This window comes from Vulcanococcus limneticus LL, from assembly GCF_002252705.1.
GTDB lineage: Bacteria > Cyanobacteriota > Cyanobacteriia > PCC-6307 > Cyanobiaceae > Vulcanococcus > Vulcanococcus limneticus.
In genome coordinates this window covers 26,562-40,193 of record NZ_NQLA01000028.1, presented here as the reverse complement: position 1 = coordinate 40,193, position 13,632 = coordinate 26,562, and the positions used below count along the sequence as shown (strand labels likewise).

Sequence of the window (13,632 nt, the reverse complement as noted above, 5' to 3'; positions counted from 1 at the left end):
TGACGCCCCGCCCCGGGGTGGGTGCAGGAGGTGTGGGCGGCCCGGCCTCCGGGGCGGGTGTGCGCCCCGGGGCCGGCTGGGGGGCTCCTGGGGTGGGGCTCACCCGCGCGCCGGCCGCCGCCTATGGCGCCGCCGTCTATCACCCGGGCTGGGCCGGCGGGGGCTACTGGGCCGCTCGGCCCTGGAGCGCCGGCTGGTACGGCACCCGGCCCGTCGGCTGGGGGGTGGCGGGCTTGGCCACGGGCGCCGCGATCGCCAATTCCGTGAACAGCGCCGCCGCCCAGCAGTCCACGGTGTTCGTGGTGCCCCAGACCAGCTACCAGCTCAACTACGCCACGGTGGTGGCCGCGCCCCCCAGCGGCGTGAGCTTCGTCTACGGGGCCAATGGCGTGACCCTGACGGCCCAGGGGGACTGTCAGAGCGGCCTGCTCAATGGCCAGCCCGCCAGCGGCTTTGAGGCCGCCCAGCTCCTGAATGCGGCCTGTGTGGTGGCCTACGGCAGCGGCCAGTAGGGGCACCCTGCGGGTTCGGTTCGGCTGGACCGCCACAATGGGGCCAACGCCGAGCCCGCCGTGCAGTTTCTCCGCTCCACCCTGCTTCCGGCCGCGATCGTGCTGCTGTTCGGCCTGGCCCTGGTCGCGGTGAGCGCCCGCATCTGGCTGCCGGGCGACATGGCGGCTCCGGCGCCGATCGGCTGAGCCGGAGCCCGGCTTTTACGATCCCCCGATGACGGACCCCTTCCCACCGTTCTCCCACAGCCCGGCCGAGCTGGCCCTGGATCCGGAGGTGCTCGCCTCGGAGCTGGCGGAGGAACTGCTGGGGGATCCCCTCGACGACCTGGACACCCTCGAGCCCGGGGAGGCCGACGTGGCCGCCGAGTGCGACCTGGGCCTGCAGCTGCTGCGCGGCAGCCACGAGGAGCGCATGCAGGGGCTGCGCATCTTCTGCGAGCACCGCGACCCGCGCGCCCCGGCCCAGCTCTTGCCCCTGCTGGAGGCCAGCTGCCCGATCCTGCGCATGAGCGCGGTCTATGCCCTGGGACGCAACCCGGATCTGCAGGCCGTGACCCCGCTGCTGGCCCTGCTCCAGAACGACAGCAACGGCTACGTGCGCAAGGCCGTGGCCTGGAGCCTGGGCAGTTATCCGGATGCCCCGGTGATGAACCCGCTGATCCGGGCCCTGCAGAACGACATCGCCGCCGTGCGCCTCTGGGCCGCCAGCTCCCTGGCCGATGCCGGCGCCACGGGCCTGGCGAAGGCCGACCAGGCCGCCGGCCAGCTGCTGCTCAGCCTGCGCATCGACAGTGAGCCGGTGGTGCGCAGCAACTGCGCCTGGTCGCTGGGCCGCCTCTACCCCGATCTGGTGGAGCCGCGCCAGCGGGAGGTGGTGGAGGCCCTGCTCAAGGCCATGCTCCACGACGGCGAGCTCACCGTGCGCGACGAGGCCCGCCTGGCCCTGGAGCAGCTGGAGGATCCGATGGTGCTGGAGCGCCTGCAGACCCTGGTGGATGAGGGACTGCTGAGCTGAGCGGTTGGGCCGATCCAGGTGCTGGGGGACGCCCGATCGACCCGGGCGTCCCCCAGCACCTGGACGACGCGGCTAGCATCGCGTCACCTTCCGCTGCCCGGAATGGCCCAGCACACCATCCGATTCCGCATCCGGCCCGACGGCCGCGTGGAGGAGCTGGTGGAGGGCATCGCCGGCAGCGGCTGCGAGGAACTCACCGAGCGGATCGAGGCCAAGCTGGGCGTGGTGCAGCAGCGCCGCGCCACCTCCGAGGCCTACCAGGCCCAGGCGCTCCCCTCTGGCCAGTCGGTGACCGCCGAGCAGACCATCACAGCACCGCTGTCCTGAGCTCCCCGCGAGGCCTGCACCATGTCGCATTTCAGCACCGTCAAGACGGAACTCCGTGATCGCGGCGCCCTGCTCGACGCCCTGCGCGATCTGGGCCACCAGCCCAGCGAGGGCGAGCGCCCCGTACGTGGCTACCGCGGCCAGACCGTGCTGGCCGACCTGGCCATCGCCAGCGAGCAGGGCAGCGACCTCGGCTTCCGCTGGAACGCCGAGGCCGGCAGCTATGAGCTGGTGACCGACCTGGACCTGTGGAAGCAGCCGGTGCCGGTGGAGCGCTTCCTGGCCCAGCTCACCCAGCGCTACGCCCTGCGCAGCATCCTGGCGGCCTCCGAGCAGGAGGGTTTCCAGGTGAGTGAGCAGCGCCAGGCCCTCGACGGCAGCATCGAGCTGGTGGTGACCCGCTGGGACGGCTGAGTGCCCCGGCCTGCCCCGGTTGATCCCTCCCTGGCCTTTGCGGCGGCCGCGCGTCCTGCCGTCGAACCCACTGGGCGTGAGCCGCTGCTGGGGGGAGGCCTGCGCCAGAAGGCGGTGTGGGTGGATGAGGCGGTGTGTATCGGCTGCCGCTACTGCGCCCACGTGGCCGGCAACACCTTCCTGGTGGAGCCCGACTGGGGCCGCTCCCGCGCCATCCGCCAGGACGGCGACAGCACCGAGACGATCCAGGAGGCGATCGACACCTGTCCGGTGGACTGCATCCACTGGGTGGCCTACGAGGACCTGCCCGGCCTCGAGCAGCAGGCCCGCCGCCAGGAGCTGCTGCCTTTGGGGCTGCCGAGCGCAGCCCGGCCCAAGCGGCTGATTCCCCGCGGTGGTGCTGCCCAGGGCGAGGCGCCCTGATGGCCTCCCCTGTCCCGCCAGGCGCCGGGCCAGGCCCTCTGCCGACCCGCCGCTTCGGGCGCACGGAGCTGGCGATGCCAGTGCTGTCGCTGGGGGGGATGCGCTTCCAGCAGAGCTGGAGCGACCTGCCGGCCGACCAGATCACCGCCGAGAGCCAGGCCAACCTGCGCGCCACCCTGGAGCGGGCTGTGGCCCATGGCTTCCACCACGTGGAAACCGCTCGGCACTACGGCAGTTCCGAGCGCCAACTGGGCTGGCTGCTGCCCCAGTGCCCTGACCCAGGGCGCATCCTGCAGACCAAGGTGCCGCCCCAGGACGACGCGGCGGCCTTCGAGGCGGAACTGGCCCTGAGCTTTGAGCGGCTGGGGGTGGAGCGGGTGGATCTGCTCGGCATCCACGGCCTGAACCTGCCGGAGCACCTGGAGCAGACCCTGCGGCCCGGCGGCTGCATGGACGTGGCCCGCCGCTGGCAGGCCGAGGGCCGCATCGGATCGGTGGGCTTCTCCACCCACGCGCCCCTGTCGCTGATGCTGGAGGCGATCGCCTCGGATCGCTTCGACTACATCAACCTGCACTGGTATTACATCCGCCAGGACAACGGCCCGGCGATCGTCGCCGCCACCGCCCGCGACATGGGCGTGTTCGTGATCAGCCCCACCGACAAGGGTGGCCACCTGCACAGCCCGTCGCCGCGGCTGCTGGAGCTCTGCGCGCCGCTGCACCCGATCGTGTTCAACGATCTGTTCTGCCTCTCGGCCCCCGGCATCCACACCCTCAGCGTGGGCGCCGCCCGGCCGGAGGATCTGGAGCTGCACCTGCAGGCCGTGGCGCTGCTGCCCCGGGCGGCGGAGCTGCTGCCGCCGATCGTTGCGCGGCTGGAGCAGGCCCGGCGGGAGGTCCTCGGCGAGGCCTGGCTCTCCAGCTGGGAGCGGGGCCTGCCGGAGTGGCAGGACACCCCCGGCCAGATCAACCTGCCGGTGCTGCTGTGGCTGCACAACCTGCTGGAGGCCTGGGACCTGCAGAGCTTCGGCCGGGCCCGCTACGGCCTGCTGGGGTCCGGCGGCCACTGGTTCCCCGGCGCCAATGCCGATGCCCTCGATGTCTCGGTGAGTGAGGTGGAGCTGCTGGGGGTCCTCGGCGGGAGCCCCTGGGCCGCGCAGATCCCTGACCTGCTGCGCCGGCTGCGGGAGCGGATCGGCGGGGAGCAGGTGCGCCGCCTGCAACAGGGCTGAGGCCCCTGCCGGCGTTCAGGCCCCGAGCGGCAGCTTGGCCGGCACCCCCACCGCCCGCGGGTACTGGGCGGGACAGGGGGCCACGGGCTGCAGGGTCAGGGCGGTGCGCAGGCCCCGCCCGGCCGGCAGCTCCCGCTGCTCGCGCCGGCTCACCCGGGCCTTCAGCAGGGCCAGGGCACGATCCAGCTCCGCCTGGTCATCGTCCGACCACTGGCCTCGGTAGAGCAGGGCCTCGCCGCCGCTGGCCAGCAGGGGCACCAGGTATTCGGCCACCACCGGCGCCGCCGCCACGGCCCGGGCCAGGGCCAGGTCGAACTGGCCGCGGCAGCGCTTCTGGCGGCCCGTGAGCTCCACCCGCTCGCAGCGCAGCTCCACCCGCTCCGCCAGGCCCAGGGCCTCGGCCATGGCCTGCACGGCCTGGGTCTTGCGGCCCACCGAATCCACCAGGGTCAGGCGGGCGTTGGGCAGGGCAATCGCCACCGCCAGGCCGGGGAAGCCACCGCCGGTGCCCACGTCGATGCAGCGCAGCGGCGCTTCGGGGCGCTCCCGCAGCAGCGGCAGCAGCGGCCAGAGGCTGTCGACCACCTGGGCGATCCAGAAATCGGCCTCCTCCACCAGGCGGGTGAGGTTGAGGCGGCCGTTCCACTCGCGCAGCTGCTGCTGCAGGGCGAGGAACTGGGCGCGCTGGTTGTCATCCGGGGCCCAGCCCAGGGCCTGCCACAGCTCCGGTGTCGGGCTGGCGAAGGCCCCATCGGATTCAGCGGCGTTGGCGGCCGCAGCGGCGGTGGGCTCGGGGTCGGCGGGCATCCGCGGGGCTCAGGGGCAGGCTCCCTAGGATCCCGCACATCAGGTGCTGCAGCGGTGGTCGCCGGCGATTCCCTCGGAGAGGCCCGCCACAGGGGCCATGCCAACCACTATGAACTGCTGGGGCTGGAGCCCACGGCCTCGGCCCAGGAGCTGCGCCAGGCCTTCCGGCGCCTGAGCAAGCTGTATCACCCGGATACCACCACCCTGCCGGAGCCGCAGGCCCAGGAGGCGTTTCGCCGGCTGCAGCAGGCCTACAACGCCCTCAGCGACCCCGAGCGCCGCCGCAGCTACGACGCCAGCCTGGTCGCCACCCTTGCCCCGCCGCCCGCCGCCCCGCCCCCGGGCCTGCGGCTGGTGGTGCCCGGCCCGCCCGCCTCGGTGCGCCGCGACCTCTCCGGTGGCGAGTGGTTTGCCCTGGTGCTGCTGGCCCTGGCGGTGGTCTTCAGCCTGGTGCTGGGGGTTGGACTGGCCTGGGCCCGTGGCGCCGAGCTGATACGAGCTCCCAGCTGGTGGCCGGCGCCGCCGGGCGCGCCGGGGCAGACTGCCCAATCCCCAGCTTCCGCCCGTTCGGATGTCGCCCCTGCCGCCGCCGCAGACTCCCCTCTACCACCATCCCTTGCCAGCCCTGGAGCAGTGGCTCCAGGAGTTGGGCGCGGTGCAGCAGCGGGGTAACCCCTGTCTCTGGGATCTGCATCGCCGCGACTGGAGCGCCGAGATCGAGCTGGAGATTGAGGAGTTGGGCGTGCGCTGGCAGCGGGCAACGGCCCCGGCCAGCGCGGAATCCGGCCCAGGGGCTGGACAGTGCAACGAGCGCCATTTCCCCTACGGACTCTCCCGCGCCGATGTGGAGGCGGCGATCCTGGCGGGCCCCTGAGGCTGGGCATCCCAGGGCTGGGCGCTCCTCAGAGGGCGTCCAGGGCGAGGCCGATGGCGGCGTAGCACTGCTCCAGCTGGGCGTCGCTGAGGCAAAGCGGCGGCAGCAGGTAGAGCACCTGGCCCAGGGGCCGCAGGAACACGCCCTGCTCCAGCACCCGCCGCTGCAGCTCCCGGCCCACGGGGTTGAGGTAGCCGGGGCGCTCCACCACCAGCTCCACCGCCGCCACCGTGCCCAGCAGCCGCGGCCGGCGCAGCCTGGGGTGGCGGGCCAGGGCCTCCAGGTGGGGGCGGTGGCGGGCCTCGAAGCCCGTGAAGCGCTCGGCCTGGCGCTCCAGCAGCGCCAGGCTGGCGTTGGCGGCGGCACAGCCCAGGGGGTTGGCGGTGAAGCTGTGGCCGTGGAACAGGGTGCGCCCGGGCTGCTCCGCATCGACAAAGCCTGCGAACAGCCCCTCGCTCGCCATCGTGACCCCCATGGGCAGAAAGCCGCCGGTCAGGCCCTTCGAGAGGGCGATCAGGTCGGGCTGGATGGCGGCGTGGCGGTGGGCGAACAGGGCGCCGGTGCGGCCGAAGCCGGTCATCACCTCATCGGCGATCAGCAGGGCGCCGGCGGCCCGCACCCGCTCCGCCACGCCGTGCACGAACGAGGGGCGCACCATGGCCATGCCGCCGGCCCCCTGGATCATCGGCTCCAGGATCACCGCCGCGGTGGGCACCTCCTCCAGCAGCTGCTCGAGCCGCTGCAGGGCCGCCGCCTCCCGTGCCTCGATGCCCTCGTCGTCCCACCAGGTGGCGGGCCAGGGGGCCCGGGCCACCTCGAACAGCAGCGGCTGGAACGGGGCCGAGAAGATCGAGCGCTCCCCCAGGGCCATGGCCCCGAAGGTGTCGCCGTGGTAAGCCCCATCGAAGGCGATCAGGCGCCGCCGCGCCGCCGCCCCCGGCGTGCCGGCGGCTTCCTGGTTGCGCCACCACTGCCAGGCGATCTTGAGGGCCACCTCCACGGCGGTGGAGCCGTTGTCGGAGAAGAACAGCCGTTCGAGGCCCGTTCGGGCACTCAGGGCCGTGGCCAGGGCCTCGGCGGGGGGGTGGCTGAAGTTGGCGAAGATCACCTGCTCCAGGGTCTGGGCCTGGGCCGCCACCGCCGCCGCGATCTCCGGCTCCGCGTGGCCGTGCAGGGTGACCCACCAGCTGCTGATGGCGTCGATCAGCTGGCGGCCGTCCTCCAGTTCCAGCAGGGCACCCCGGGCCCGCACCGCCCGCAGCGGTGGATCCGCCGTGGCCACCTGGGTGGTGGGGTGCCAGAGGTGGGGGTGCCAGGTCGCCATGGTCAATCGGAAGGAACGGGATGGGCACTGCCGCCGGCGCCGGGCGTCAGCGGCAGATCTCGGACTGCTTCGCCGCGCTGCTGCCCAGCGGGCCGCAGCTCACCCAGCGCACCACCGCCACATCGAGATCGGTGATGGCCGCCAGGATGCCGGCGAGCACGACGACGACGGCGCCGCTGATCAGAAGAACAGATGGTTTCATCGCTGGAGCCTATGGGCCAGGCCACTGGCCTCCCACTGGACGGCGAGGGCCTCGCGGCTGAGGGGCTCCACGGGGGGCAGGCAGGCCAGCACCGGCACATGGCCCAGGGCTTGCAGGGTGCGGGGGTTGTCGGGGTGCTGAGGGCCGTTCAGCACCAGGCCGAGCACCGGAATCCCCCGCCGCTCCAGGGCCTCCAGCGACAGCAGGGTGTGGTTGAGGGTGCCCAGGCCGCTGCGGGCCACCAGCAGCACCGGCAGCCCCCAGCGCTGGATCTGGTCGATCTGCAGCAGGTCCCGGCGCAGGGGCACCAGCAGGCCGCCGGCGCACTCCACCACCAGGGGACCCGCCACGGCCGGCAGGGCCAGCCGGGCCGGATCGATCGGGGCCCCAGGCCGCTGGGGATCGCCGCTCTCCAGCTCCGCCGCCCAGTGGGGTGAGACGGGGGCCGTCAGGCGGTAGGCCTCCGGCAGCAGACGCTCCGACGGTAGGTCCAGCAGGGTGCGGATCCGGCCGCTGTCGCCGCCGCCCTCCAGGCCGGATTGCACCGGCTTCCAGTAGTGGGCCCCCAAGCCCTGCACCAGCAGGGCGCTCACCACCGTCTTGCCCACATCGGTGTCGGTGCCGCAGACCACCAGCTGCAGGGGGGGCTCGGGGATGGGGGCCTGGACGGGGGGCATGGCGTCGGGCGGGCGGGTCACGGCCAGGCCGCCGCTCAGGCCGCGCCCGGGCGGCGGCCGAGCAGCAGCAGCACCTCCCATTCCAGGCGGCGGCCGGCGGCGTTGGGCCAGGCGGCCTCCAGACGCCTGAGCTGTGCGGGCCCGAGGCGCGGGCCGCGGCTGGCCTGGGCGCCGATCGCCTTGATCTGGCCCAGGAAGCCGATGGCGCTCGGGGCCGGTCGGCTGAAGCGCAGGCGGCGGCAGAGCCGTAGCTCCAGGTGGCGGCCCGCCGCCCCCTCCAGGCGCTCCGCCTCCGGCAGGTCCAGGCCGGTGAACGGCACGGCGGCGGCGGCGGCGGCGGCCCGCCACTGGCTGAAGCTGGCGGCGGTGGGGACCGCCAGGGCCAGCCAGCCGCCCGCGTGCAGCTGCCCGCCCCAGTGCTCCAGCTGGCGCTCCGGCTGCTCCAGCCACTGCAGGGCGAAACTGGAGACCAGCAGCGCCGAGCCCTCCAGGCCTGGTGGCAGGCCGCCATTCAGATCCCAGCGCAGGTGCGGGGCCGTCGCGGCATCCTGGGCCAGCAGCTGCGGGCAGTTGTCGACCCGCAGCAGCCGCAGGTCCGGCCGCAGCTGCTCGAGCGCCCCGGCCAGCAGGCCCGTGCCGGCCCCCAGGTCGGCGCAGGGGCCGGTGGGGATCGCCAGGTCACGGCAGTGCCGTGCCAGGCGCCAGGCCACGGCCCGCTGCAGCCGTGCCTCCCGCTCGTAGCGCCCGGCGCCCCGGCCGAAGTTGCGGCGCACCTGGCCGCTGAAGTCGCCGGGCGGCGCGGCGGGTTCCGCCCCCGGATCCGCCACTGGTTCCGCGGCACGACTGGCTGTGGAGTCAGCCCGGACCATGGCCTCCCGCCGCAGGGGTCTCGATCCAATGCAGCACGGCGGGGATCAGCGTGGGGCTGAGCAGGCTGTGGCCCACCCCCTCCAGGCGCAGCAGCTCCGCCTGGGGCAGGGCTGACCGCAGCAGCCCCCGGCTCTCGGGGGTCACGATCCGATCCTCCGCGGCCTCCACGATCAGCACCCGCGCGGTGCTGGGAAAGCCCCACGGCAGCCCGTTGGTGTGGCCCAGCAGGGCCAGGTCGTCGTGGAGCCGTTGCAGGCCCTCGGCGCTCAGGCCATCCTCCAGGGGCCCTTGGGGCAGCCACTCGGGCGGTGCTGGAGCGGCGGCCTCCGCCAGAAACTGCCGCAGCATCGCTTCGGGCTCGCCGCCGCCGGCCTCGAGCTTGGCGGCCATGCCCTGCAGGGCCTTCTGCAGGCGCCGGCCCGGCGGCCCCGGCGGCACGAAGCGGCCGAAGCTGGCCAGCAGGGCCACCGCCGTGGCCTGTCCCAGCAGCTCCTGCGGCAGCAGGTGCAGGCCGAGGGAATGGACCAGCACCACCCGCTGCTCGGCGTCGCCCCAGGTCGGCTGGTGCGGCGTCTGGCGGCCGTAGCCCCGCTCGCCGCAGCTCAGCCGCCAGCCCCGCTCCACGGCGGCGGCGCCCCAGGGGGCCCAGCTGCGGTGGTCGCCACCCCAGCCGTGCATCGCGATCAGATCGACGCCCATCAGCTGCTCTCCTGGGGGTGAGCCGGTGGGCCCAGGGCCCCCAGCAGGCGCTCCAGGCTGCCCTGGGCCAGATCGTGGCGCAGCACCAGCCGCAGCCGGGCCGAGCCCTCCGGAACGGTGGGCGGGCGGATCGCCACGCTCAGCAGCCCCGCGGCCTCCAGCCTTTGCTGCAGGGCCAGGGCGGTGGCATCGCCGCCCACCAGCAGCGGCAGGATCGGCCCCTCCCCGGGGGGACGGGGCCAGCCGGCGTCCTCCAGGCGGTCGCGCCAGCGCCGCGCCCGCTGCAGCAGGGCTACCCCGCGCCCGGGCTCCTGCTCCAGCAACTCCAGGGCCGCGAGGGCCGCGGCGGCCAGGGGTGGGGCCAGGGCGGTGCTGTAGCGGAATGGCCCGGAGAACTGCTCCAGCCACTCCCCCACCACGCCATCGGCCGCCAGGAAGGCGCCGCCACTGCCGAAGGCCTTGCCGAAGGTGCCGCTCACCAGGTGCACCCCCGCAAGCCCCTGGCCCAGGCCGCGACCGCCGGGCCCGAGCACCCCAAGGGCGTGGGCCTCATCCAGCAGCAGGGCGGCAGCGTGGCGCCGGCACAGCTCCGCCAGGGCGGTGGCGTCTGGAGATGTGCCCTCCATGCTGAACAGGCTCTCGCTGATCACTACCAGGCGCCGCTGCGGCTCGGCGGATCTGGCGCGCTCCAGCCGCTGCGCCAGATCCGCCAGGTCGTTGTGGGCAAAGCGCTGCAGCCGGGCGCCGGTGGCCTGCACCCCCACCAGCAACGAGTGGTGGATCAGCCGGTCGGCCAGCACCAGGCTGTGGCGATCCGCCAGGGCGCCGACCGCCGCCAGGTTGGCCTGGAAGCCGCTGGGGAACAGCAGCACCCGCTCCCGCCCCAGCCAGCGGGCCAGGCGCCGCTCCAGCTCGGCATGGACCGGCCGCGTGCCGCTCACCAGCCGCGAGGCGCCGGCCCCCACGCCCTGCTCGGCGATGCAGGCGCTGGCCGCGGCCTTCAGCTGGGGGTGCTGGCTGAAGCCCAGATAGTCGTTGCTGGCCAGATCCAGCAGGAGCGGTTGGCGCGAGCCGCTGGGGGCGGCCGCAGGCGTTGTCGCTGGCTGGGCGGTGGCCGGAGCCGCGTCGGCCCCGATCGCCCGCAGGCTCCCGGGTCCAGCGGGCTGGAAATGGCGCAGCCGCCGGCGCCGCTGCTCCGGCAGGGCCGCGAGGGCGGCGGCCAGGGGGGCCAGGGGATCGGGGGGGGCGTCGCTCAAGGGCTGGCCGCTGACGGGCGCCTGGGCTGAAAGCAGTCTGCTCCTAGGATTCCCCCATGCACAGCACCGGCCCCGACGTGCCCGATCAGGACTCCGATCCGGCCGGTTCCACCCTCCAGACTCTCCCCAAGGCCGCCCCCGCCGCTCATTCGGAGCGAATTGGCTCCGATACGGCAGGTGCTGGTGCGGACCCGGCCCAAGGCGCCACCCCGACCGCCACCCCACCCGCAGGGCCCCTGCCGGTGGCCGGCGCGGTGCCCCCCCTCGATCAGCTCTTCCCCTTTCCCCTCGACGACTTCCAGCTCGAGGCGATCGATGCCCTCAACCAGGGCCACTCGGTGGTGGTGAGCGCCCCCACCGGCTCCGGCAAGACGCTGGTGGGCGAGTACGCCATCCACCGCGCCCTGGCCCATGGCCAGAAGGTGTTCTACACAACGCCGCTCAAGGCCCTTTCCAACCAGAAACTGCGCGATTTCCGCGAGCAGTTCGGCGCCGAGAACGTGGGCCTGATGACGGGGGACTTCACGGTGAATCGTGAGGCGAAGGTGGTGGTGATGACCACCGAGATCTTCCGCAACATGCTCTACGCGGAGGCCGACCAGGACGACGATCCCCTGGCGGATGTGGAGGCTGTGGTGCTCGATGAGTGCCACTACATGAACGACTCCCAGCGCGGCACCGTGTGGGAGGAATCAATCATTCACTGCCCGCTCACGGTGCAGCTGGTGGCCCTCTCCGCCACGGTGGCCAACGCCGGCCAGCTCACCGACTGGATCGCCAAGGTGCACGGGCCCACCCGGCTGGTGATGAGCACCTTCCGGCCGGTGCCGCTCCAGTTCAGCTTCTGCAGCGCCAAGGGTCTGCACCCGCTGCTCAACGAGGCCGGCACCGACCTGCACCCCAACTGCAAGGTGTGGCGCGCTCCCAAGGGCCACAAGCGCAAGGGGCCCAAGACGCCCAAGCCACCCCAGCCCGAGGCCCCACCCCTGGCCTTCGTGGTGGCCCAGATGGCCGAGCGCGACATGCTGCCCGCCATCTACTTCATCTTCAGCCGCCGCGGCTGCGACAAGGCCGTGCGTGACCTGGGCAAGCTCTGCCTGGTGACGCCCGAGGAGCAGGCCCGCATCCGCGCCCGCCTGGAGGCCTACGTGGCCGCCACCCCGGAGGCCGTGCGTGAGGGCGGCCACGACGACGCCCTGCTGCGCGGCATCGCAGCCCACCACGCCGGCGTGCTGCCCGCCTGGAAGGAACTGATTGAAGAGCTGTTCCAGCAGGGGCTCGTGAAGGTGGTGTTCGCCACCGAGACCCTGGCGGCCGGCATCAACATGCCCGCCCGCAGCACCGTGATCTCGGCCCTCTCCAAGCGCACCGAGCGGGGCCACCGGCCGCTGATGGGCAGCGAATTCCTGCAGATGGCGGGCCGGGCCGGCCGTCGTGGCCTCGATTCCCAGGGCTACGTGGTGACGGTGCAGAGCCGCTTCGAGGGGGTGCGCGAGGCCGGCCAGCTGGCCACCAGCCCCGCCGATCCGTTGGTGAGCCAGTTCACCCCCAGCTACGGCATGGTGCTCAACCTGCTGCAGCGCTACGAGCTGCCCAAGGCCAAGGAACTGGTGGAGCGCAGCTTCGGCCGCTACCTGGCCTCCCTCGACCTGGTGGAGGACGAGGCCCGCATCGCCGAGCTGCGTGCCCAGCTCGGCCACCTGCTCGGCACCGGTCCGGAGGTGGCCTGGGACGACTTCGAGGCCTACGAGAAGCAGCGCGGTCGCCTGCTGGAGGAGCGGCGCCTGCTGCGGATCCTGCAGCAGCAGGCCGAGGAGACTCTGGCCCACGAACTCACCCTGGCCCTGCGCTTCGCCAGCGAGGGCACCCTGGTGAGCCTGCGCACGCCCCAGCTCAGGGGCCGGGTCACGCCGGCGGTGATCGTGGAGAAGCTGGAGGGGCCGGGGCAGTTCCCGCTGCTGCTCTGCCTCACCGATGAGAACGTGTGGATCCTGGTGCCCTGCGGCGCCGTGGTGAGCCTGCACGCCGAGCTCAGCTGTCTGCAGGTGCGGGAGATCCAGGCCCCCGAGCTGCACCGCTCCGGCGAGCTGCGCCACGGCGATCAGGCCAGCGGCGGCCTGGCCCTGGCGGTGGCCTCGATGGCCCGCCGCCACGACATGACCACCCCCCAGTACGACCTGGCCGGCGAGGTGCAGGCCCAGGCCCACCTGGTGCGCGAGCTGGAGCTGGCCCTGGAGCTGCATCCGGCCCACCACGCCGGCGACCGCAAGCGGCTCAAGAAGCAGCGCCAGCGCATGGAGGAGCTGGAGGCCGAGATCGAGGAGCGGCAGCGCATCCTGCACTTCCGCGCCAACCGCCACTGGGAGACCTTCCTGGCCCTGATCGACATCCTGCAGCGCTTCGGCTGCCTGGGTGGCGAGGGGGGGCTGGAGCCCACCGAGATCGGCCGCACCGTGGCCGCCATCCGTGGCGACAACGAGCTCTGGATCGGTCTGGCGCTGATGAGCGGTCACGCCGATGAGCTGGAACCGGCCGATCTGGCGGCCCTGCTGGAGGCCATCTCCACCGAGGTGAACCGGCCCGACCTGTGGAGCGGCTACCCGCCGCCCCCCGCGGCCGAGGAGGCCCTGCACGACCTGCGCGGCATCCGCCGCGAGCTGCTGCGCCAGCAGGAGACGGCCAGGGTGGTGGTGCCGGTGTGGTTCGAGCCGGAGCTGATGGGACTGGTCCATGCCTGGGCCAAGGGCGCCGCCTGGAACGACGTGATCGCCAACACCTCCCTCGATGAGGGGGACGTGGTGCGGATCATGCGCCGCACCGTGGACCTGCTGGCCCAGATCCCCTACTGCGAGGCCATCAGCGAACGGCTGCGCAGCCATGCCCGGCTGGCGCTGAAGGCCATCAACCGCTTCCCGGTGTGTGAGCCGATCGACCTGCTGGTGGCGGGGGAGGGGCTCAACCCGGCCACGGAGCGGGCGGCCTGAGGGCCGGGCTGCAAAG

The 13,632-nt window shown here is 73.4% G+C and carries 16 protein-coding genes and 1 pseudogene; 10 read left to right on the top strand and 7 right to left on the bottom strand.

The window, feature by feature from the left end; genetic code table 11:
- From CJZ98_RS11635 to CJZ98_RS11610, 7 genes and pseudogenes are all read left to right on the top strand, one after another.
- Positions 1-512 (top strand): annotated as a pseudogene (locus CJZ98_RS11635) (hypothetical protein); the annotation flags it as partial.
- Between the two features lie 60 nt (positions 513-572).
- Positions 573-698 carry a hypothetical protein gene (locus CJZ98_RS19360; protein ID WP_255082155.1) on the top strand — a complete coding sequence of 42 codons (126 nt, stop codon included), beginning with the start codon at positions 573-575 and terminating at the stop codon, positions 696-698.
- Positions 699-726: 28 nt separating this feature from the next.
- On the top strand, positions 727-1,527 hold the full coding sequence (locus CJZ98_RS11630; protein WP_094591292.1) for a HEAT repeat domain-containing protein: 801 nt from the start codon (positions 727-729) through the stop codon (positions 1,525-1,527).
- Between the two features lie 102 nt (positions 1,528-1,629).
- Positions 1,630-1,854: a DUF2997 domain-containing protein gene (locus CJZ98_RS11625; protein WP_094591291.1), complete on the top strand. Its 225-nt coding sequence runs from the start codon at positions 1,630-1,632 to the stop codon at positions 1,852-1,854.
- A gap of 21 nt (positions 1,855-1,875) precedes the next feature.
- Positions 1,876-2,268, top strand: coding sequence for a DUF1257 domain-containing protein (locus tag CJZ98_RS11620; RefSeq protein ID WP_094591290.1), 393 nt, complete (start codon positions 1,876-1,878; stop codon positions 2,266-2,268).
- Positions 2,269-2,691 carry a ferredoxin gene (locus CJZ98_RS11615; protein WP_094591289.1) on the top strand — a complete coding sequence of 141 codons (423 nt, stop codon included), beginning with the start codon at positions 2,269-2,271 and terminating at the stop codon, positions 2,689-2,691.
- Positions 2,691-3,923, top strand: coding sequence for an aldo/keto reductase (locus CJZ98_RS11610; protein WP_094591288.1), 1,233 nt, complete (start codon positions 2,691-2,693; stop codon positions 3,921-3,923). Before CJZ98_RS11615 ends, CJZ98_RS11610 begins: the two co-directional genes overlap by 1 nt.
- Positions 3,924-3,938: 15 nt before the next feature.
- Here CJZ98_RS11610 and rsmG read toward each other — a convergent pair whose 3' ends face one another.
- Complete coding sequence (gene rsmG / locus CJZ98_RS11605; protein ID WP_094591287.1) at positions 3,939-4,730, bottom strand: 16S rRNA (guanine(527)-N(7))-methyltransferase RsmG; 792 nt, start codon at positions 4,728-4,730, stop codon at positions 3,939-3,941.
- A gap of 54 nt (positions 4,731-4,784) precedes the next feature.
- On the opposite strand from rsmG, the gene CJZ98_RS11600 reads away from it, so the two are divergent.
- The gene (locus tag CJZ98_RS11600; protein WP_094591286.1) at positions 4,785-5,402 is read left to right on the top strand and encodes a J domain-containing protein; all 618 of its coding nucleotides are present in this window, start codon (positions 4,785-4,787) and stop codon (positions 5,400-5,402) included.
- Entirely contained in the window at positions 5,386-5,604 is a 219-nt protein-coding gene (locus CJZ98_RS11595; RefSeq protein WP_390625455.1) for a DUF3143 domain-containing protein, read from the top strand. The genes CJZ98_RS11600 and CJZ98_RS11595 overlap by 17 nt, the downstream gene beginning before the upstream one ends.
- A gap of 28 nt (positions 5,605-5,632) precedes the next feature.
- On the opposite strand, the gene bioA is transcribed toward CJZ98_RS11595, so the two are convergent.
- From bioA to CJZ98_RS11570, 6 genes are read right to left on the bottom strand one after another with little or no spacing between them, the layout of a single operon-like run.
- Positions 5,633-6,928, bottom strand: coding sequence for an adenosylmethionine--8-amino-7-oxononanoate transaminase (gene bioA, locus CJZ98_RS11590; RefSeq protein WP_094591284.1), 1,296 nt, complete (start codon positions 6,926-6,928; stop codon positions 5,633-5,635).
- Positions 6,929-6,974: 46 nt separating this feature from the next.
- Positions 6,975-7,130 carry a hypothetical protein gene (locus CJZ98_RS18845; protein WP_198537731.1) on the bottom strand — a complete coding sequence of 52 codons (156 nt, stop codon included), beginning with the start codon at positions 7,128-7,130 and terminating at the stop codon, positions 6,975-6,977.
- The gene (bioD, locus tag CJZ98_RS11585) at positions 7,127-7,807 is read right to left on the bottom strand and encodes a dethiobiotin synthase (protein WP_094591303.1); all 681 of its coding nucleotides are present in this window, start codon (positions 7,805-7,807) and stop codon (positions 7,127-7,129) included. The genes CJZ98_RS18845 and bioD overlap by 4 nt, the downstream gene beginning before the upstream one ends.
- A gap of 35 nt (positions 7,808-7,842) precedes the next feature.
- The gene (locus tag CJZ98_RS11580) at positions 7,843-8,676 is read right to left on the bottom strand and encodes a methyltransferase domain-containing protein (RefSeq protein ID WP_232756421.1); all 834 of its coding nucleotides are present in this window, start codon (positions 8,674-8,676) and stop codon (positions 7,843-7,845) included.
- Complete coding sequence (locus tag CJZ98_RS11575) at positions 8,663-9,376, bottom strand: alpha/beta hydrolase family protein (protein WP_094591283.1); 714 nt, start codon at positions 9,374-9,376, stop codon at positions 8,663-8,665. The genes CJZ98_RS11580 and CJZ98_RS11575 overlap by 14 nt, the downstream gene beginning before the upstream one ends.
- Entirely contained in the window at positions 9,376-10,632 is a 1,257-nt protein-coding gene (locus tag CJZ98_RS11570) for an aminotransferase class I/II-fold pyridoxal phosphate-dependent enzyme (RefSeq protein ID WP_198537729.1), read from the bottom strand. Before CJZ98_RS11570 ends, CJZ98_RS11575 begins: the two co-directional genes overlap by 1 nt.
- 56 nt (positions 10,633-10,688) lie before the next feature.
- Here CJZ98_RS11570 and CJZ98_RS11565 point away from each other — a divergent pair, with 56 nt between their 5' ends.
- Entirely contained in the window at positions 10,689-13,616 is a 2,928-nt protein-coding gene (locus CJZ98_RS11565) for a DEAD/DEAH box helicase (protein ID WP_232756420.1), read from the top strand.
- The last annotated feature ends 16 nt before the right edge of the window (positions 13,617-13,632 follow it).